The 18641-nt window shown below is 46.4% G+C and carries 15 protein-coding genes; 3 read left to right on the forward strand and 12 right to left on the reverse strand.

The annotated features are described in order from the left end of the window. Positions 1-82 precede the first annotated feature (82 nt). From E0D71_RS00700 to E0D71_RS00710, 3 genes are read right to left on the reverse strand one after another with little or no spacing between them, the layout of a single operon-like run. Positions 83-1789 (reverse strand): glycosyltransferase family 39 protein, encoded by a 1707-nt coding sequence (locus tag E0D71_RS00700; RefSeq protein WP_133001387.1) that lies wholly within the window; start codon positions 1787-1789, stop codon positions 83-85. Beyond that, a complete protein-coding gene (locus E0D71_RS00705; protein ID WP_133001388.1) occupies positions 1786-2457 on the reverse strand; it encodes a VTT domain-containing protein in 672 nt (223 codons plus the stop codon). The genes E0D71_RS00700 and E0D71_RS00705 overlap by 4 nt, the downstream gene beginning before the upstream one ends. Before the next feature lie 3 nt (positions 2458-2460). After that, the gene (locus E0D71_RS00710) at positions 2461-3198 is read right to left on the reverse strand and encodes a glycosyltransferase family 2 protein (protein WP_133001389.1); all 738 of its coding nucleotides are present in this window, start codon (positions 3196-3198) and stop codon (positions 2461-2463) included. A gap of 303 nt (positions 3199-3501) precedes the next feature. Here E0D71_RS00710 and E0D71_RS00715 point away from each other — a divergent pair, with 303 nt between their 5' ends. Next, entirely contained in the window at positions 3502-4833 is a 1332-nt protein-coding gene (locus E0D71_RS00715; protein WP_165942935.1) for a DUF945 family protein, read from the forward strand. Positions 4834-4997: 164 nt separating this feature from the next. On the opposite strand, the gene E0D71_RS00720 is transcribed toward E0D71_RS00715, so the two are convergent. Continuing rightward, positions 4998-5357, reverse strand: coding sequence for a hypothetical protein (locus tag E0D71_RS00720; RefSeq protein ID WP_133001391.1), 360 nt, complete (start codon positions 5355-5357; stop codon positions 4998-5000). A gap of 78 nt (positions 5358-5435) precedes the next feature. Continuing rightward, the gene (locus E0D71_RS00725) at positions 5436-6788 is read right to left on the reverse strand and encodes a DUF3422 domain-containing protein (RefSeq protein ID WP_243711891.1); all 1353 of its coding nucleotides are present in this window, start codon (positions 6786-6788) and stop codon (positions 5436-5438) included. Positions 6789-7113: 325 nt separating this feature from the next. Between E0D71_RS00725 and E0D71_RS00730 the strand changes: the two genes are divergently transcribed. Both E0D71_RS00730 and E0D71_RS00735 read left to right on the forward strand, forming a co-directional pair. Continuing rightward, entirely contained in the window at positions 7114-7686 is a 573-nt protein-coding gene (locus tag E0D71_RS00730; RefSeq protein WP_133001392.1) for a hypothetical protein, read from the forward strand. A 92-nt stretch (positions 7687-7778) separates the two neighbouring features. Then, on the forward strand, positions 7779-9254 hold the full coding sequence (locus E0D71_RS00735) for a glycoside hydrolase (RefSeq protein ID WP_243711892.1): 1476 nt from the start codon (positions 7779-7781) through the stop codon (positions 9252-9254). A gap of 13 nt (positions 9255-9267) precedes the next feature. Here the strand turns inward: E0D71_RS00735 and E0D71_RS00740 are convergent, their stop codons facing one another. The 7 genes from E0D71_RS00740 to fadB all read right to left on the reverse strand — a co-directional run bounded on the left by E0D71_RS00740 (position 9268) and on the right by fadB (position 18573). Beyond that, a complete protein-coding gene (locus E0D71_RS00740; protein WP_133001393.1) occupies positions 9268-9840 on the reverse strand; it encodes a type VI secretion system-associated protein TagO in 573 nt (190 codons plus the stop codon). Positions 9841-10085: 245 nt separating this feature from the next. Continuing rightward, a complete protein-coding gene (locus E0D71_RS00745) occupies positions 10086-10352 on the reverse strand; it encodes a DksA/TraR family C4-type zinc finger protein (protein ID WP_133001394.1) in 267 nt (88 codons plus the stop codon). 151 nt (positions 10353-10503) lie between these two features. Then, entirely contained in the window at positions 10504-11658 is a 1155-nt protein-coding gene (hpxO, locus tag E0D71_RS00750; RefSeq protein WP_133001395.1) for an FAD-dependent urate hydroxylase HpxO, read from the reverse strand. 322 nt (positions 11659-11980) lie between these two features. Beyond that, positions 11981-12472, reverse strand: a complete 492-nt coding sequence (locus E0D71_RS00755; protein ID WP_133001396.1) for a DUF2127 domain-containing protein — start codon at positions 12470-12472, stop codon at positions 11981-11983. Between the two features lie 222 nt (positions 12473-12694). Beyond that, on the reverse strand, positions 12695-14911 hold the full coding sequence (katG, locus tag E0D71_RS00760) for a catalase/peroxidase HPI (RefSeq protein ID WP_133001397.1): 2217 nt from the start codon (positions 14909-14911) through the stop codon (positions 12695-12697). A 299-nt stretch (positions 14912-15210) separates the two neighbouring features. Further along, a complete protein-coding gene (gene fadA, locus E0D71_RS00765; RefSeq protein WP_133001398.1) occupies positions 15211-16386 on the reverse strand; it encodes an acetyl-CoA C-acyltransferase FadA in 1176 nt (391 codons plus the stop codon). Positions 16387-16422: 36 nt separating this feature from the next. Next, positions 16423-18573, reverse strand: a complete 2151-nt coding sequence (gene fadB, locus E0D71_RS00770) for a fatty acid oxidation complex subunit alpha FadB (protein WP_133001399.1) — start codon at positions 18571-18573, stop codon at positions 16423-16425. Between the last annotated feature and the right edge of the window lie 68 nt (positions 18574-18641).

Here is an 18641-nt window from a genome sequence, read left to right on the forward strand (position 1 = left end):
GTCGCTGACCTTTCAACCAATAAAAAACCGTTTGTACTCAGCGTACAAACGGTTTTTTTAGTGTTGATAAAACAACAGGTTGTTATTGATAGGTTCTCTTCATTGGCAAGTGATAGCGCTTGATGGTGTCTGGCGCTTTACAGCTTGCTGCCATGGCGTTCTCACCCAACAGTATCCAATGGCGACCATGGGCTTTGCCTAGCTGTGTCGCTTTGCTGGTATCAAAACACGTCATGGAATTGTCTTGTATCGAGAGGATAAAGCGATTTGGTTTCTCACTCATCCATAACCAGGCATTTCTATCTTGTTCTTGCGGCGCGGTTAAATAACTGAAGTGCGTCAACGGAATATCACTAAACAGCAAAAACTGCTCTTTGAAGCGTGTTAAGCCAAGCTCACCCGCAGGGCCAATGTCTTGCTGGACTGTGTCCATAATGCCTTTTGCAGGCGTTCTGATCGGGTTTAATAAGGTGTAGCCCCAAGTACTATAAAGCACCCAAGTAATGGCAAAAGCCGCACCAAATGAGTACAAGTCCATCGACTTCCACTTCCAGACCAAAATACCTAACCAAATCAATCCAGTGACGAGAAACAACCAAGCAAATTTTGTGGTGTCATCGCCCAGCTCTTTGGCCACCACATGCGAGTGACTAAAGCACAACCCAGCCGCAACAAAAAACACTAAGCCAAACACTATGGTGCCAGCGACCAGCACGCGTCTAAACCAAGGTCGAATACCCACATTGGTAATGTGTGCGCCCATGAGCAAAGCCATCATGGGCAAGGCAGGCAAAATATAAAGACCGCGCTTACCAGGGCTAATACTAAAGAACAAAACCACCAACACAACCCAAGCCAACAGACTGATCATGATAGGAGACGCTTTCAAGTCGCGCCAAAAAGGCTTGCTAAACAAGAAGGCATACATAGGAAACCAGAACGCCGGAATCACACTCAGAATAAAGTAATACCAAGGGTTAATATGTCCCCAAGAGTTGGCATAACGTTCGCCTGTTTGCTTAAACAAGATGTTGTCTCGATAAGCGGTGAAGTCAGGGTTATTGCTTGTGTCGGCGATGTGTAACATTGGCAATAACCATGCTGCCAGCACCAACAACATCGCAATCGGGCCGAGCAACAAACGCCAGTTCACCTGCTCCTTACTAAAGCGGTGTTTACCAGTGAAGTGCAACGTCAGTATTGGGATCAGTAACAGCAATGGCAAAAAGCCCACGCCCTTGGTAATAATCCCTAAGCCCATAAACGCCCAACTGACCAAGTACCAAGCCAAGCTTGCTTTATAAAAGAAATGTCGCAATAAGCCATACATGGCCACCGTAATCCAGCAAGCGACCATGGCGTCGATCTGAGCGCTTTTTGCTTGGATAATAAACTGCGGTGCAATCAGTAAAAACAACACAGCGTTACGTGCGGTTTTGACATTCCAAAGTTTCGCAGCGATATCAAACACGCAGAAAACAGACAATAAGCTGGCCAAGGCATTGGGAATCAAAAAGGTGGCAGATAAATTGCCAGTCAGCCAGTAAAGCGCGGCGATAGACCACATGAAAACAGGCGGCTTATCTGGGTACAACTCCCCGCCTCGCATAGGGAAAAACCAATTGCCTGAGTTCACCATTTCTTTGGCGACTTCTACAAATCGAGGTTCGTCGGCTGGCCAAGGGTCACGTAACCCAATGCCTGCCAAAATAATCACAGCCGCGATCAATAACAATAGCCAAAGTGTTTTTGAGTAATCGTCATTGTCGAACATTTTCGGTACCGTCATGATGCCTTGCCTTCAACCTGTAAAGTAGAGAGTTTGTATTTGAGATGATCTCGGTAAATTAATGCTGTCAGGATAAAACTTAATAACGACAAGCCAATGCTGGTATAAATCATCGCGTGATCCGCTCCGTTTATGCCATGACCCACCAAAGCAAAAATCAGCGTTTGTGGTAAATAACCAATGACACTGGCGGTTATAAACGCCCACAACGGCACGCCAACACTGCCTGACAATATATTGGTGACTAGATTGCTGCCAACAGGAAGCAAGCGCAGCATGAGTATCTTCATGAATGGCGCTCGGCTGGCAAACTGGTTAAATTTATTCATTCGTAACGGAAAAAAGCGCGCCAAGGTATGGGTTAGCAAGACTCTTGCGACCATGTAGTTTGCCAACGCAGCCACCAAGCAAACCAGCAAGGTCACTATCGTGCCAACAATGGGCCCATATACATAGCCAAACACGAAGGCGACCACTTGTTTTGGCCCTCCTGCGGCGACCAAAGCAAACGACGCCAAAACAATCAACGAATAGCCAACATAACCCTTGTCTGTCAAATAGCCAGACAACCAGTTTTTGTCAGATATATGCGCCAGAATAGGATTCAGTACGCCGGAAAAGAGCAAACCTGCAAATACACAGACTAAAGCCAGTTTGACCCACTTCATTCATTAGTCCTGATTAGAATACACATTCGCAACGGTTGGGTGTTTGGCTCGCTTCTTCAACCAGATCACACCAATGATATCGACAATACCGACCCAAGCACGATTCCATGCATTGTAATTCGACACACCCGCGTTACGGTCACGATGATTAACTTGGCAAACCACAATGTCGCCATCAATGCGTTTAATCAAAGCTGGTAAGAAGCGGTGCATGTGATCAAAATAAGGCAATGTCAAAAACGTTGCTTTAGGGAACAATTTAAGACCGCAACCAGAGTCTGGCACACCATCGTCTAACAAGCTTTGGCGGATCTTATTCGCGACACGAGACTGAAAACGCACCCAAGCGGTATCTAGGCGTTTTTTACGGTAGCCTGCCACACAAAAATGCTGACTGGTGAGCTTTTCGGCTTCGCTAATCAGCTTTGGGTAATCAATAGGGTCATTCTGACCGTCGGCGTCAGAGGTGATGATCCACTCGCCTTTGGCATGGCGCACACCGGAAGACAAGGCCGTACTTTGCCCACAGCTCTTAGCGTGGTAGACAACTTGTAACTGGCAACCAATTTCATTGGCCGTATTAATAGCCACTTGCGCCGTATTATCGTCGCTACCGTCGTCGGTTAACACGACTTCGAAAGCGTACTCCGGCGATAAACTCGCATGAATCTCTCTAATCAATACCCCAATGTTGCCCTGTTCATTTTTCGCAGGCAGAACAACAGATAAAAAAGGTACCATATACACTCCAATTACTTTAATTGATTGCCACAATTAGGCCTAGAATTCTAACGGGCAATGATTCCACATATAACGCGAAAAAAATGTCGAATAATAGAAAAAATATTGCACACATATAGCCTAGAATTGTGACTTCTTAGTGACAATGTTGAATTTTTATTGCGAAACACACTTATTTGCTTAACGACTCGCTGATTTGACGGTATTTTCACTGACTAATCGACGCTTCACCGTTTCACTGACCCCAACTTTCCTTGTATGATGCTGGCAATTTAATACTGTATCCATGAAAAGGAAGTTCCTGTGAAAAAAATACTCGGAGTATCTGCACTCACTCTTGTTGCAGCGTGCCTTATTGCGCCCAAATTCATTGCCAACGAATACCAAACCAAACTCACTGACTTTATCGACAACATCAACAGTGAAGCAGGCTACAGTGCAAAAATTGAGTCAACTGAGTCAAGCTGGTTTGGATCAACAAGCAAAGTCTTGGTGAACATTGATACAACGACGATAGCCCCGACTCTTCAAGGTAAAAAATTGAGCGCTGAATTCGAACTAGACACCCAGTTCGGCCCTCTTCTGTTTGCCCCACAAGGTGTGATTGGCTTATTCAGCACTGACGTTAAATTAAAAGGCGATGAACAACGCCATTATCTAAACTGGGGCGCCGACACGCCGCTTTATACGTTATCGCTGATCAGCAACTTATTTGGTGATTTACAGTTTGCAGATTACATCCCAGCCTTTAGCAACAAGGCGCAAACACTGTCGGTTAGTGAATATAGCGGCCATGGCAAACTCGCCAACGACAAGCTCATTTATAACGGCGGTTTTAAAGCCGCAACAGCCAGCGAACAAACCACCACTACCTTGCAAAACGTCACCTTGAACCTAGATCTTGATGCCGATTGGGCAACCATTCGTAGCGAAGGCTTCTACAATGGCAACATGGGTCTTAACATAGAGCAAATCACCACAGTACCACAGGGTGAATTTGACAAGCTTGCGGTTACCTTAAAAACCAAACTCGATGACAGCACCCAGCTAGGCAGCATGCAAATTGGCTACGCGATTAAGAAAATAGACGTCGATGGGTTTCAAGCCAACGATCTTAACCTTGTTACCGAGCTAAACAATTTAGACAACCAAGTGTTTCTGGATTACGGTCAGCTCATCAAAGAATCGGTTAGCTTAACACCCAATCAGCAATTTGCCTTTTTGCAACAGCATTTGGACACCCTACTGGCAGGCAAACCTGAATTTAATATTGTTGAATTCAGCGGCGAAACAAAGGACGGCAAATTTACAGCAAACCTAGCCAGCCACTTAGCAGACATTAAAAACCCTTCTATCGCGGAAATGAACGACCCAAGATTCTGGCTGTATAACGCGATTGTTAATGCCAATGTGAAGATGGACCAAACCTTGTTACACAGTGCGGTTCAACACTATGTTGCGAAAAAAATGTACGCTCCTCTGAATGCGCCAGAAGTGAAACAGCAATCAGACATCTTGATCGATAGCCTTGTTCAGCAGGGTATTATCAAGCTAGAAAACAATAACTATTCAACGCAGTTTCATGCAGAAAAAGGCCAAGGTAAAATCTACGATCTTGCCTTTCCTCTTATGTAGAATCATTGGCGTTTCGCCTTCCCTGCGTTTATTAGAAACACAGACGTCGCGTTGAAAACAAAAATACCGCTCAATTTGAGCGGTATTTTTATTCATCTTGTTCTTAGTGTTTTGCGGTCTATGTTAAATAGCCCCTTGCCAGCATGGCATTTAATCCGCCGGCACTAACGTTTGAATATCATCAATTCTATTGCCACTAACATCAGCACATAAAATAGCTCTAGCATCCCCCAAATAAGATTAGGGTATTCAAGCGCCAGCGTCATCGACCCAAGCGGGCTTAAAATATTCAGCATCCACAAAGTCACAGACACTGTCACGACAATGGCACCGCCTATTTTTGTTTTTAGACGAATCATAGCCCCAATGCCCAGTAAGGTGAGTACCCACCAAATACCTGCGCTAAAGGCGATCATGCCAGTGACACCAAACAAGCCTCTGATGATAGAGGTCACCAACAAAGGCGGATGGCTGAACAGGTAAATCCCAATATCGACGACCAAACAAAACAGCAACACATACATAAGCAAGCAACCTTAGTGGGTCTCTTTAGTGTGCTTTCTACCGTCACTCGTGCTTTTCAAAAGGCATAACGAGTCAGATTATTTTTTGCTTTCTGAACGCTTTTCTTGCTCTTCTCGTGCTTTGGCTAACAATAGAAAACGCTTGTGTATTTTACGCGTCGTAAACCAGACACCGCCAACAACAAGCGGCACAGATAAGCCAATAACAAGGCTTTTATCAAAATGCACGCCCTTGTCATAGACAGCTTCGATGATAAATTTAAGCAAACCAACCGAATAATAACTGATCGCGGCAACCGACAAACCTTCAACCGTATGCTGCATCGCCAATTGGATTTTAGAACGCCTATCCATAGACGCAAGAAGGTGTTGGTTCTGTGACTGTATCGACATTTCAACTCGCGTTCGCATCATGTCCGAAACACGGTCAATACGACGTGACAAGTTTTCCAAATGGTCCCCTGTGGCTTTACAAGTTCGCACCGCTGGCGTCAGGCGTCTTGTCATAAATTCAGTGATGGTCAAATGCCCCGACACTTCGTCTTCTTTGAGTTCCGTTAACCGTTTAAGCACCAAATCATGGTAAGCATTGGTGGCGCTAAAGCGGAAGGTTGTTTGCGCTCTGGCAGCTTCGACCCACGCGGCCATATCAATCAACTCAGCCAACAGGGCTTGCTCATCCAGCTGCTCAGTAGAATCCGCCAAACGCGCGGTAGTGGTGGCGAGTTGTTCGTCCATTTTCGCCAATTGCGAGTTGTATTTACGGGCGATCGGCAAGCCTAATAGCGCCATTAAGCGATAGGTTTCAATCTCCACCACACGCTGCACCATACGACCCAGCTGGCTATCACTCATGTTCTTGTTGTATATCAAAAAACGACCACAGCCATCGCTGTGTAACTGAAACGTTGTCCAGACTTGCGCGTCACCATTTTGTGGACGACTTCCCACTAAACGCATGCTTTCAAAGCCACTTTTTACCGACAGCAAATCAGGCTCTGGCTGTGTGCGAGCATCTTCAATGGCAATGTGAAAGGCGGCAATAATCGTCCCAGGTAACGCCGCCAACCAACCTTGAGGTAAAGCCGACAAAGCATTGCTATCAAAAGGGCTCACTTGCTCATTCGTCTTGGTGTTAATAAACATATAAGAGGTGAACTCTAAGTGCTTTTCACGACGCACACGCAATGAGCCAAAATCCACTTCATAACAGACGCCCTCTTGGCTCGGCGGTTGTTGTTGGAAATTTTCATAGAGACAACAAAAATGTTCAAACTCTTTTTGTTTATGGTCAGGGCTAAGCATAACCGCCAAATAACTGATGCGGGCGGGGCTAGACAGTACCTGAAAAGGCCGAGAGTGTAATTCGGCGTAAAGCTCTTCTCGCATAGGATGTATAGACAGCCCATAGGCGTTTGATTCTGTATTCACATTATCATCCAGACAGTGTATTTTCGGGGTAGGTAAATCATTCGATGAAAAGCAATAAATTGCAACCGCAGAAGCGCGATGAGGGAATGTTATTTGAATTTAAATGATTTTTTACGCTGTTAAATTTAAATCACTCAACTATTTGCTGGCGTTGTCTTAATTTCATCAACAGCCGATCGGCGAAATTCTAAAACACCAGCGTCTGTTTGATAAAAGGTTTACGGGGAATGTTTGACAATATGTCTTATACCTGCAAATGGCGGTATAAAAGATGAACCATATTAAGATAGACTTAGCGCTACTTTGAGTAGGATATAAATACGTTATGATGCGTCATTTTTCTAACCAGACAGAAAAACTCGTTAATACGGCATTCATCTGCTGGTTAGCTGTTGTGAGCAGTCAGGTTCACGCGATGGATTTAGTCACCTTTGGCAAAGCCTGCTTAAAACAAGAAAACTATTTAAATCGACTCAAGCAAAAAATCGATGAAGCGGACTTCGCTCGCGACACCTCAAGAGGTCTGAATAATGGCGCCAAAGCCAACCTCAGAGCTTACAACAGACAACTCGGTGAACTGGAATCTGAGCTGGTCGAATGTCAGAAGATCAACCCAAACAGTGCTTATTGTCATGAGGTGCGCATTCACTACAACAGATTAACAGAGCTGGCTGACCGAGCCGAAGATCGTCTCGAGAGTAATCTCGAAAAAAGAGACGACCACTCGCCACAAAATCTGTTTTTCCGCCAACAACGTTATGACAACGTGTACGATCAATTCGTTGCCATGTGTCGCGACTCTGATGCCCATTATCAGTTACTTCAAGACCCTAATGCCTATCAACAAGTATGCGCGACCTCTCGCAATAAAGCGTCTATAACCTGCTCATTGTTCTAATGATCTCTTAACGCGGTTCGTTCCACCACTACGCGCCATAATATAAGTGTCATCTTTTTCTTGCATGCTAAGGCAGGTAACAGCAGGAGAACATGACCTTGATGACCTCAGATCGCACTCGATTTCGTTTCTACAAACCCAAACTTACTCGCAATCCAAGACAGGTCACCGTTAGCTTAAACACAGCCCAGTCGCCACATACGATCGACCCCAACTACTTGTCGTTTTCCATTGATATTTCCGTACTAGCCGGTGGTTTATGGTGGGACGGCAGTCAAAAAAGCAGCAAAGGCCTAGGCACTCAAAAAGCCACGCCATTGGATTTACAGCAAAGCAAATTCAATAAATTGGTGAAAAACTTAGGCCCAGCCTATTTGCGTATTGGCGGCTCTGAAGCAGACAAACTTCATTATTTTAACGCGCCACCTGAGCAGCCCGATGCCCTAGTACTAAGCCACGCCATGTGGGACGCGCTGCACCTTTTTTGCCAACGCCATCAATTAGCGCTGATGTTTACGTTTAAGTACGGGCTTTTTCGTCAGTCATTACACGGTCATTGGCAGCCGGATGAAATACAAACATTGCTCAAATACAGTCACGACCACCAGCAAAAAATTGCGGTTTGTGAACTCGGTAATGAACTCAATGCCTATTGGGCGTTTCATGGCCTTAGCTCGCAACCGTTGGCGAAAAACTTAGCCAAGGATTATGACCGCTTTATTCGCACCATAAGAACCCACAGCCCAGACAGCAAAATAGCCGGCCCTGGCAGTGCTTTCTGGCCAAGAATCGGCGAAACAATCCGCCCCATTAGTAATCTGACAGCCACTTTTTTGGCGTCGATCAAAGAGCCATTAGACATTGTCGATTGGCATTATTACCCCTTTCAAAGCAGCCGCTCGCCGGTCAAAACTCGCCCAGCAACACTCAAGAACTTACTCTCTTATAAGTCGTTTTTGGATTATGAGAAGTACTTATCTCAGCTGACAAGATACCGCGATCGCTTTCAACCCCAAGCTCAAATTTGGACGGGGGAAACCGGCTCGGCTCAATGCGGCGGCGAGCGTCATTTATCCGATCGCTTTGCGTCATCGTTTTGGTGGGCCGATCAGTTAGGGCGCGGTGCGCGCTTAGGGCAACAAGTGATGGTAAGACAAAGCTTGATCGGCGGCGATTATGCGTTAATCAATAAAGAAAGCATGAAACCCAATCCAGATTATTGGTTGAGCTGGCTATGGAAAAAACTCATGGGAGATACGGTGTTTGCCGTCAATAGCAATGACCCAGAGGTCTTGGTTTATTGCCACAGCGCCAAAAAAGCAGGCAAATGCACCTTACTGATTATTAATATGACGCCCTACCCTAAGCGTATTCAATGCCAAGGGTTCGGAGTCAAGAAGAAACGTTTTGAAATGACGGCGGATTCGCTGACGGCGAAGAAAATTCGCATCAATGGCAGTAAACCAAAATTTAACGCCGGGAAAGTGAAGCTCAAAGACTTTCCAACACTCTCGAAGTTAAATTTAGTCAGCCCGTATAGCATCAATTTTTGGTGTTTTTCGATATAAAGACACGCGTAAATTAAAAACACACACCTTTCATATGAGGCAGTAGATTTTTCAGCCCTTTCAAATAGAAGGTCGCACTGACAGTGGGCGCGTCTTGCGAAGAGATCTGGACACGAAAAGCCCGCTTGGTTGCCAATGTTTGAATAAAGCGACCAGGGTTCGACACATAAACCGATTGCTGAGCCAATGATAAAGGCCATTGAGCTGGCTGTGGAAGTTCGTCATCAAAATGGTACGTAATATTGACTCGCCCTTCTTTGATGGTGATGCCATCCCAGTGAATCTCTAATTCTGTTCTTGCATCATCACAACGCACCGTCAGTGCCACTGGATTATCAAGATAATGTATTTTAGAAGAAGAAAGTAACGTCGCGATGAAAGTGGAACGCTTCTGCTTTTCTGTATTCGGATGCAGGCTGTAAACCCATTGACCATTGTCTGCCTTCGGAGGTAGAAAATCGGATGTTAACGATTTAATCAAGCACGCGTTAAATGCCTGATTGCTCTTTTCCGACTCACAATTAGATGCCCCCCAAGCAGCACCTGTTATAAAACACAGCGAGATGATGACACAACGAAAATTCATACTTACCCTATCGCCCAAACTTAGCGCATAGCATACAAAAAATAGAGAGAAATTAAACGTAGTAAATAAGAACTAGATGCATCTTTACGCTCATCAATGCATTAGATTGCCTTTAGTGAGTAAAAAGCGCCTCTATTTTGTACTAAATCCAAATGATGCGGCTCAACAACGGATCTTTTTTAGGCAAAACAGGACGTTAAAAAAACAGCGAGGCACTGTTTTGTCGATAATAACACCCCATGACATTACCTTAGTTGGCTGTCCTTACTGCCACTGCGATTGTATAACGCTGCCCCTTTGTCGCTTTTTTCGAGCTCGCTCTGACAATGTATGCATAAGTGCACACCAGGAATGGCTTGCCGACGACGCTCAGGAATAGGCGCGTCGCACTCTTCACAATGGGTAAGGCTCTCGCCCTTTGGAAGTCGACGTTTGGCCTGCTCAACGGCCGAATCGACCGTCGCATCAATTTGTTCTTGTACGGCGCCATCTTGCGCCCATCCACTGGCCATCATCCCCTCCAAGCTCTCGTGCACTGCTTACCAAGTACGCTGCATCCCACTCTCATCAAACACCCATTTAAAGCAGAATTCAATGGTGATGTCTCTAATAAGCATTCTGGTTAGCAAACGGCTTAGATGGGCATGATAACCTTCTTCGATGCTAGCCTAACGGCCCACCAATAATGGTTTCTTTTAATCCTGCCATGATATTATCGCCTTGCTCTTGTTTTAGCTCGTCGTACCACGCCTGCGTCACTTTCATGTTTTTCCCATGGGTTACATCGCAACGTTTACGCGCTTTCAGTACTAAATCTTTTGCTCGCTCATGGCGTTTCGATTGATAAGCTTGTAAGGCAGATTCTATGTCTTGCGTGTCCGCAAACGACATTCCAAGCACAACCGCGTCTTCCATCGCAGAACAGCCGCCCTGACCAATATCTGGCGTGGTGGAATGGGCTGAATCGCCCAATAAAGCCACTCGTCCTTTTACAAAGGTATCAAATGGCTCTACATCATGAATTTCAATTCGATTGGTTGTCTCTGGGTCCAGAGCGTCGATAAGCCTTTGTACAGGGTCTGCCCAGCCGGCAAAATACCCTTTCAAATCGTCTTTTAGGGTCGCTCTGTTTTCCTCTAAGCCGACAGGCAATGGCACATCAAAAAAGAAATAAAAGCGCTGCTCTGAAATCGGCATCACAGACACCCGCTTACCTTCGCCGACAAAGGTTGTCCATTGATCAAGTGGGGCAATTAATGCATCGGCCGCCACCAAGCCATTCCAATTCACATAGCCTGCATAACGACGCTCAAGTTCCATACCAAGCACATAGCCGCGCACTACGGAACGCGCGCCGTCGGCCGCGATCATAAAATCCCCATGAGCCACAGTGCCGTCGGTAAAATAGGCACTCACCCCTTGTTCCGTCTCTTCGACTCGTTCGATGCGCTTATCAAATTGGACGTTGTCTCGCCCCCAACTGTCTACCATCATCGACTGCAACCCAGCTCGCGACACAGGACAAGGTCGCTCACCCACCTCATCAATTAAAGGTTTGAGGCTAAATTGCGTCATCACCTGACCTGTCTTACCGTCTTGATACGCCATATTTCGCATCGGGCCACCGAGCTCATCCATGATGTGTCCCATACCAAGATGGTTCATGCATTTCACCCCATTAGACCAAACAGAAATAGCGGCCCCTACTGGCTTAATTTCTTTCACGGCTTCAAAGACATCACACTCAATACCTTGCTGTCTTAAAGCGGCTGCGGCTGCCATACCACCAATCCCCGCCCCTATAATCAATGCTTTCATGGTTCGATATCCTCTTTGTTACACGGTAAGTTGGTGTAGCACGATTCATTCCATGAACCGCAAGAAAGACACAAAAATTTCATATGCACACAAAAGAAACATATGTTTCTCTGCCTTTTTCAAGATACCTGAAAACACGCAAAGATATAAGAGGCAATGATTCGCCTTTTGGTGACACAAATTCACTCAATTTAAGCGCGTCTAGTCACTCGCTTGTGACACACAAGAAAGCCCATGCCGTTTTCTGAGCACAGGGAACTAGCAATGCAGGAACAGAGTAAACGCGCCTGAGTCGGCGCAATAGAAATGACCCAAATTAGGGTTAAAGAGAATGAGATACCTGAGATACGCTCTCTTTTGGTGCGTGCTTACCTGAGCCGCTTTTTAACACGTAATACATATAGCTGACGACAACAAGGTTAATGACTAACACACCAATTGTGATCGCATTTTGGTCGTTAACCACTTCGTAAATTTCAAACGGCAAATACACAGCCCCGCTCAAGAAAGCAAACCATTCTGTCCAGCGCATCTGATGCCACAAACCATAAGATTCGATAAAACGAATCAAGGCATAGCCTAGTGCGATGGTCGTCACCATGGTCAATCCAGAGTTGGTGATTTTATCAATGCTGTGCAATGACATCTCAACATAATGATTGCTCGCAGCAAGGTGCAGGTAAGCAAATACATTTAACGCTTCTTGATGAAGGTCCACCCCTGCCAATGCGTGCACACCGACCGCGACCAATAAAGCCAACACCCCTTTACAGGCTTCCAATACAGCAATGACACCCAAACCAGAAACATTCATAACAGACTCATTTTTAGACAGGATCAACCCACGAAGTACGCAATTTTGCCTGCACACCCACATAGACACACTCGTAGACAAACCATTCAGTTTAACGAGTCAATGGTATTATTGGCATAAAGGATGACAGAGGAAGGGGCTATAAAGTCAATAAAGAGGAAGTAAAAAGAAAACCCCGCTTTCAGGTCTAAAAGCGGGGTTTTGAGGAGTTACGTATGTTGGTTACGCTAGATCGAAACGATCCAACTCCATCACCTTCGTCCAAGCTGCAATGAACTCATTGACGAAACGATCCTGTGCATCTGAACTTGCGTACACTTCTGCAAGGGCTCTTAGTTGCGAGTTTGAGCCAAATACTAAGTCGACGCGTGTTGCCGTTGCCTTAATCTTGCCGGTTCTACGATCACGACCGTCAAACACTTCTTGGTCATCTGATTGAGCAAACCATTTGGTGTCCATATCCAATAATTTCACAAAGAAGTCATTGGTTAACACACCAGGGCGATCGGTAAAGACACCGTGTTTTGACTGCTCAAAATTGGCATCCAAGGCACGCATACCACCAAGCAACACCGTCATTTCTGGTGCGGAAAGGGTCAATAATTGCGCTTTATCAACCAACATTTCTTCTGCTGATACCGTGTACTGGCCTTTTTTGTAGTTACGGAAACCGTCTGCTTCTGGCTCAAGCACATCAAAAGATTCAACATCGGTTTGCTCTTGAGAAGCATCAGCACGACCTGGAGTGAAAGGCACGATCACCTCTTTGCCTGCGTCTTTTGCCGCTTTCTCAACCGCGGCACTGCCCGCTAACACAATCAAATCGGCCAAGGAAATTTGCTTACCGTCAGCCTGCTCCGCATTAAACTCAGCGCGGATGGTTTCTAGTACGCTTAATACACTAGCCAGTTGCTTAGGCTCATTTACTGCCCAATCTTTTTGTGGTGCTAAGCGAATTCGAGCGCCATTTGCCCCACCGCGCATATCAGAACCACGGTAAGTAGAAGCCGATGCCCATGCGGTAGACACAAGTTGAGAAACCGTTAGACCGGACGCTAATACCGTCGCTTTCAAGTCCGCCACATCTTGCTCATTCACCAATTCATGCGTAACAGCCGGAATCGGGTCTTGCCAAATCAACTCTTCAGAAGGCACTTCTTCGCCCAAGTAACGAGACACAGGCCCCATGTCGCGGTGGGTTAATTTGAACCAAGCGCGAGCAAAAGCATCCGCTAATTGATCTGGGTTCTCGTAAAAACGTCTCGATATCGGCCCGTAGATCGGATCTAAACGCAACGCCATGTCAGACGTAAACATCATTGGTGCGTGACGTTTTGTTGCATCGTGAGCGTCTGGCACGCTGTTTGAGCCAGCGGTCCCTTTTGGCGACCATTGCCAAGCGCCTGCAGGGCTTTTGGTCAGTTCCCACTCGTAGTCAAACAAGTTTTCAAAGAAGCCGTTGTCCCATTTGATTGGGTTTTTCGTCCATGCGCCTTCAAGACCACTACTAATGGTATCGGCGCCGTTGCCTGTGCCTTGGCTATTTGCCCAACCTAGACCTTGCTGAGTAATGTCAGCGGCTTCTGGGTCTGGTCCAACTTGCGCGGCATCGCCAGCACCGTGCGCTTTACCAAAGGTGTGACCACCAGCAATCAAAGCAACGGTTTCTTCGTCGTTCATCGCCATACGGCCAAAGGTGTCACGAATATCCAACGCTGACGCTAATGGGTCAGGTTTGCCATCTGGGCCTTCAGGGTTAACGTAGATCAAGCCCATTTGCACTGCGGCAAGCGGATTTTCTAGTTCACGTTCGCCAGAGTAACGGCTGTCTTTACCGCCGCTTTCTTCTAGCCACTCTGTTTCTGCGCCCCAGTAAATGTCTTCTTCTGGCTGCCATACATCAACACGACCACCGGCAAAGCCCAATGTTTTAAAGCCCATCGATTCTAGAGCAACGTTACCAGCTAGGATCAGCAAATCGGCCCACGAAATTTTGCTGCCGTATTTTTGCTTAATTGGCCAAAGCAAACGACGCGATTTATCGATGTTAACGTTGTCAGGCCAGCTGTTTAAAGGAGCAAAACGCTGTGAACCAGACGTTGCGCCGCCACGGCCATCGGCTGTTCGGTAAGTACCCGCACTGTGCCATGCCATACGGATAAATTGAGGACCATAATGGCCGTAATCGGCTGGCCACCAATCTTGAGAATCTGTCATTAGATCGGTTAAATCTTTTTTAAGGGCCGCCAAATCAAGACTATTGAATGCTTTTGGGTAATCAAAATCATCACCCATTGGATTGGATTTCGCTGAATGCTGGTGAAGAATGTTGATATTTAATTGATTAGGCCACCAATCTTTATTGGATGTACCACGGCCCGCTGATTGATTAGAAACCGGTGCTGTGTGACCAAATGGACACTTACCTTCGTTAGACATACTGCTCTCCTGCTTTGCTTTCTTTAATATTCTTTCGTGTGATCGTGTTTAATCATCACGTTTGGCATCTCTTACCCATAGTTATATCCCTATTTGTTTTTCACATCTAATAAATTAAAACTAATAGAGCGATAGCCATCTAATCTACGCCTTTTCTAAACTGCTCTTCCAGCATAGCCAATCACTCTATCAGTGCCTATCACAAATTGGAAAAGGCGAGGTTCAGTCCAAAAAAAAGCCCCGCAAAAGCGAGGCTAAAAAAAGAGAATCCTAGAGCGCGGGGGCACTCTGCAAAAAAGCTAGATACGTTCAAACACTGTGGCAATACCCTGACCCATGCCAATACACATGGTCGCAAGCCCGAGCGTGGCATCTTTGTCACGCATGACGTTCAGCAAGGTAGTGGAAATACGCGTTCCTGAACAACCTAGAGGATGACCAAGGGCAATCGCACCACCATTCAAATTCACTTTCTGATCAACCAGATCAATCAGTTTCAAGTCTTTCAGAACAGGAATAGATTGCGCGGCAAAGGCTTCGTTCAACTCAACAATATCAATATCGTCAATCGTCAAACCTGCACGTTTAAGCGCTTTCTTAGTCGCCGGCACAGGCCCATAACCCATGATCGCTGGATCACAACCCGCTACCGCCATACTACGCACTCGGGCAATCGGTGTTAGCCCAAGCTCTTCGGCTTTCTTCGCTGACATCATCAGCATGGCTGACGCGCCATCGGATAACGCCGAAGACGTACCCGCCGTTACTGTGCCAACTTTAGGCATAAACACAGGTTTCAAGCCGGCCAGCGATTCCATGGAGGTTTCTGGGCGAATCACTTCGTCCACTTCCACTAGGATTTTATTGCCCAGTGCATCGTGCCCTTCAATGGCCACCAGCTCATTGTCAAAGCGACCTTGTAAGGTGGCTTCGTGTGCTAAGCGATGAGAGCGCACGGCGAACGCGTCTTGTGCTTCTCGGCTTACACCGTGCATTTTGCCCAGCATTTCTGCCGTTACACCCATCATCATGGAGGCTTTCGCCATGTGTTTTGACAACGCAGGGTTCACATCGACCCCGTGCATCATGTTCACATGCCCCATGTGCTCAACGCCGCCCACAACGAACACATCACCTTGACCTGTCATAATGGCTTGGGACGCGGTGTGAATCGCCGACATCGACGAACCACATAAACGGTTTACCGTTTGCGCGGCCGTTGTGATCGGCAATCCGGCCAATAACGATACCGCACGCGCCATGTTAAAACCTTGTTCTAGGGTTTGGTTAACGCACCCCCAAATTAGATCTTCTACGTCTTTAGGGTCTACATCTGGGTTTCGCTTAAACAAGGCTTTGACCAATTCGGCAGATAAGTTTTCTGCGCGCACATTGCGAAACACACCATTTTTCGTTTTACCCATTGGTGAACGAACTGCGTCGATAATTACGACATCATTTGGATTCAATTTCATCGATATTCTCCTCTATCCTATTCTGACCTAGGGTAATTAATTGCCGTAATAAGTTTCGTTGTTGGTTGCCATTTCACGCATTCTCGCGGTGGGCTCGTACAACTTACCTAAGTGGCTGTATTTGTCTGCAAGCTCACAAAATGCCTGCAGTCCCATTTGGTCTAGATAGTGCAAGGCACCACCAAGGTATGGAGGGAAACCAATACCGTAGATCAATCCCATGTCAGCTTCCGCCGCAGACGCCACTATGTTTTCTTCCAAGCAACGCGCCGTTTCAATACACAATGGAATCATCATTCGAGCGATAATATCCTCTTCTGATAGCTCTGTATGAGACGCTACCGTTGGCGCTAAAATCTCAATAATGTCGGCATCAAAGATTTTCTTCGGCTTGCCTTTACGGTCTGGCTCATAGGCATAAAAGCCTTTGCCATTTTTCTGTCCAAAACGCTCTAGTTTAAACAAGCAATCGACCGCATTAATGCCCTCGTGCTTCATTCGATCAGGGAAGCCTTCTGCCATCACTTGATCCGCATGAAACGCCGTATCAACCCCAACCACATCCAACAAATAAGCAGGCCCCATTGGCCAGCCAAAACGTTCCATGGTTTTATCCACGAGTTGGAAATCGGCGCCTTCTTTCATCATCAAAGAGAAGCCCGCGAAATAAGGGAACAACACACGGTTGACCAAGAAACCTGGGCAATCATTTACCACGATAGGCGTTTTGCCCATGGCTTGTGCGTAAGCAACGGTTTTGGCAATCGCTTCGTCACTGGATTTTTCACCGCGAATTACTTCAACCAGAGGCATACGGTGAACAGGGTTAAAGAAGTGCATACCACAGAAGTTTTCTGGGCGTTTTAGATCCTTCGCCAATTCGGTAATCGAAATGGTTGAGGTGTTAGAGGCCAGAATCGCATCGTCAGCAAGGTATTTTTCTGTTTCTGCTAATACCGATTTTTTGACATTGACGTTTTCTACGACGGCTTCAACAACAAGATCAACATGCGCAAATTCGCCATAACTCAACGCAGGCGTAATGCCATTCATTGCTTTAAGCGCTTTAGCGGCAGTCAAACGACCACGTTCAATTTGGCCATTAAAGAGTTTATTGGCTTCACTCAACCCAAGCTCTAACGCTTCTGGTCGAATGTCTTTCATAATGATAGGTGTGCCTTTAGACGCGGATTGATACGCGACACCGCCCCCCATGATACCCGCACCCAATACTGCGGCTTGCTTCACTGGCGTTGCGTTTTTCGCATACTTGCCAGCACTTTTCTTAATCGCTTGGTCGCTCAAGAACAAGTTAACCAAAGATTCTGCCACTGGGCCTTTGGCCAATTTAACAAAGCCTTTAATCTCTGTTTCAAGGGCTTTTTCCATCTCTTGGCTAATGCCTTTTTCGATGGTTTTGATGGCCGCCATTGGCGCTGGGTAATGTTTACCGGCTTTAGCACCAACCACACCACGAACCGATTCAAACACCATCATTTTTTCGATAGGAGAGAATTGCATTGGCGCGCGCAATTCGTCACGGCGACAACGGTAATTCAACTTACCATCCAGCACTTGCTGGATCAGGTGTCGTGCTGATTCTTGTACTTTATCTGCGGCAACAACCGCATCTACTGCGCCATCTTTTAAGGCATCAGCACTGCGTTTTTGCGCGCCGCCACAAATCCATTCACACGCATTATCCGCCCCGATCAAACGAGGAAGACGAACCGTGCCGCCCCAACCTGGGTAAATACCCAGCTGAGTTTCTGGCAAACCAATTTTAGCGGTCTCTGCCATGACTCGGTAATCACACGCCAAACACAACTCCATGCCACCACCCAATGCGATGCCATTAATCGCCGCTACGGTTGGGCAACATAGGTGTGATATGTCGTTAAAAATACTGTGCGCGTGACGCAGTTTGTCGGTTAACTCTTCGTCTTCTAGTTTGAACCAAGAAGTAAATTCGGTGATGTCTGCGCCCACCACAAAAACGTCTTTTGCGCTGGCAAAGATCACCCCTTGCAAATCATCAGTATGCTTAAGAATAGAAACGGCCTCAGCCAATTCATTCAAGGTGACACTGTTGAATTTATTGACCGATTCGCCCACCAAATCCAGTGTGACAGTTGCCACCCCAGCGTCGTCCATTGCGACTTTTACGGCTTGCCCTTCGAATATCATGCTGGTCTCCATTTGTTTTTATTGTGATTGCAGCGCGTTTTTAAAGAAACGTCACTGCAAACCAGTAT

The organism is Marinomonas sp. KMM3893, assembly GCF_004352855.1.
GTDB lineage: Bacteria > Pseudomonadota > Gammaproteobacteria > Pseudomonadales > Marinomonadaceae > Marinomonas > Marinomonas arenicola.

What these genes read in the sequence shown, in the direction of transcription:
- E0D71_RS00740 (WP_133001393.1), bottom strand. Translation starts at nt 9,840, where the DNA reads ATGAATTTTCGTTGTGTCATCATCTCGCTGTGTTTTATAACAGGTGCT.
- E0D71_RS00735 (WP_243711892.1), top strand. Translation starts at nt 7,779, where the DNA reads ATGACCTTGATGACCTCAGATCGCACTCGATTTCGTTTCTACAAACCC.
- E0D71_RS00730 (WP_133001392.1), top strand. Translation starts at nt 7,114, where the DNA reads ATGATGCGTCATTTTTCTAACCAGACAGAAAAACTCGTTAATACGGCA.
- E0D71_RS00710 (WP_133001389.1), bottom strand. Translation starts at nt 3,198, where the DNA reads ATGGTACCTTTTTTATCTGTTGTTCTGCCTGCGAAAAATGAACAGGGC.
- katG (WP_133001397.1), bottom strand. Translation starts at nt 14,911, where the DNA reads ATGTCTAACGAAGGTAAGTGTCCATTTGGTCACACAGCACCGGTTTCT.
- fadA (WP_133001398.1), bottom strand. Translation starts at nt 16,386, where the DNA reads ATGAAATTGAATCCAAATGATGTCGTAATTATCGACGCAGTTCGTTCA.
- E0D71_RS00705 (WP_133001388.1), bottom strand. Translation starts at nt 2,457, where the DNA reads ATGAAGTGGGTCAAACTGGCTTTAGTCTGTGTATTTGCAGGTTTGCTC.
- hpxO (WP_133001395.1), bottom strand. Translation starts at nt 11,658, where the DNA reads ATGAAAGCATTGATTATAGGGGCGGGGATTGGTGGTATGGCAGCCGCA.
- E0D71_RS00700 (WP_133001387.1), bottom strand. Translation starts at nt 1,789, where the DNA reads ATGACGGTACCGAAAATGTTCGACAATGACGATTACTCAAAAACACTT.
- fadB (WP_133001399.1), bottom strand. Translation starts at nt 18,573, where the DNA reads ATGATATTCGAAGGGCAAGCCGTAAAAGTCGCAATGGACGACGCTGGG.
- E0D71_RS00745 (WP_133001394.1), bottom strand. Translation starts at nt 10,352, where the DNA reads ATGGCCAGTGGATGGGCGCAAGATGGCGCCGTACAAGAACAAATTGAT.
- E0D71_RS00755 (WP_133001396.1), bottom strand. Translation starts at nt 12,472, where the DNA reads ATGAATGTTTCTGGTTTGGGTGTCATTGCTGTATTGGAAGCCTGTAAA.
- E0D71_RS00720 (WP_133001391.1), bottom strand. Translation starts at nt 5,357, where the DNA reads ATGTATGTGTTGCTGTTTTGTTTGGTCGTCGATATTGGGATTTACCTG.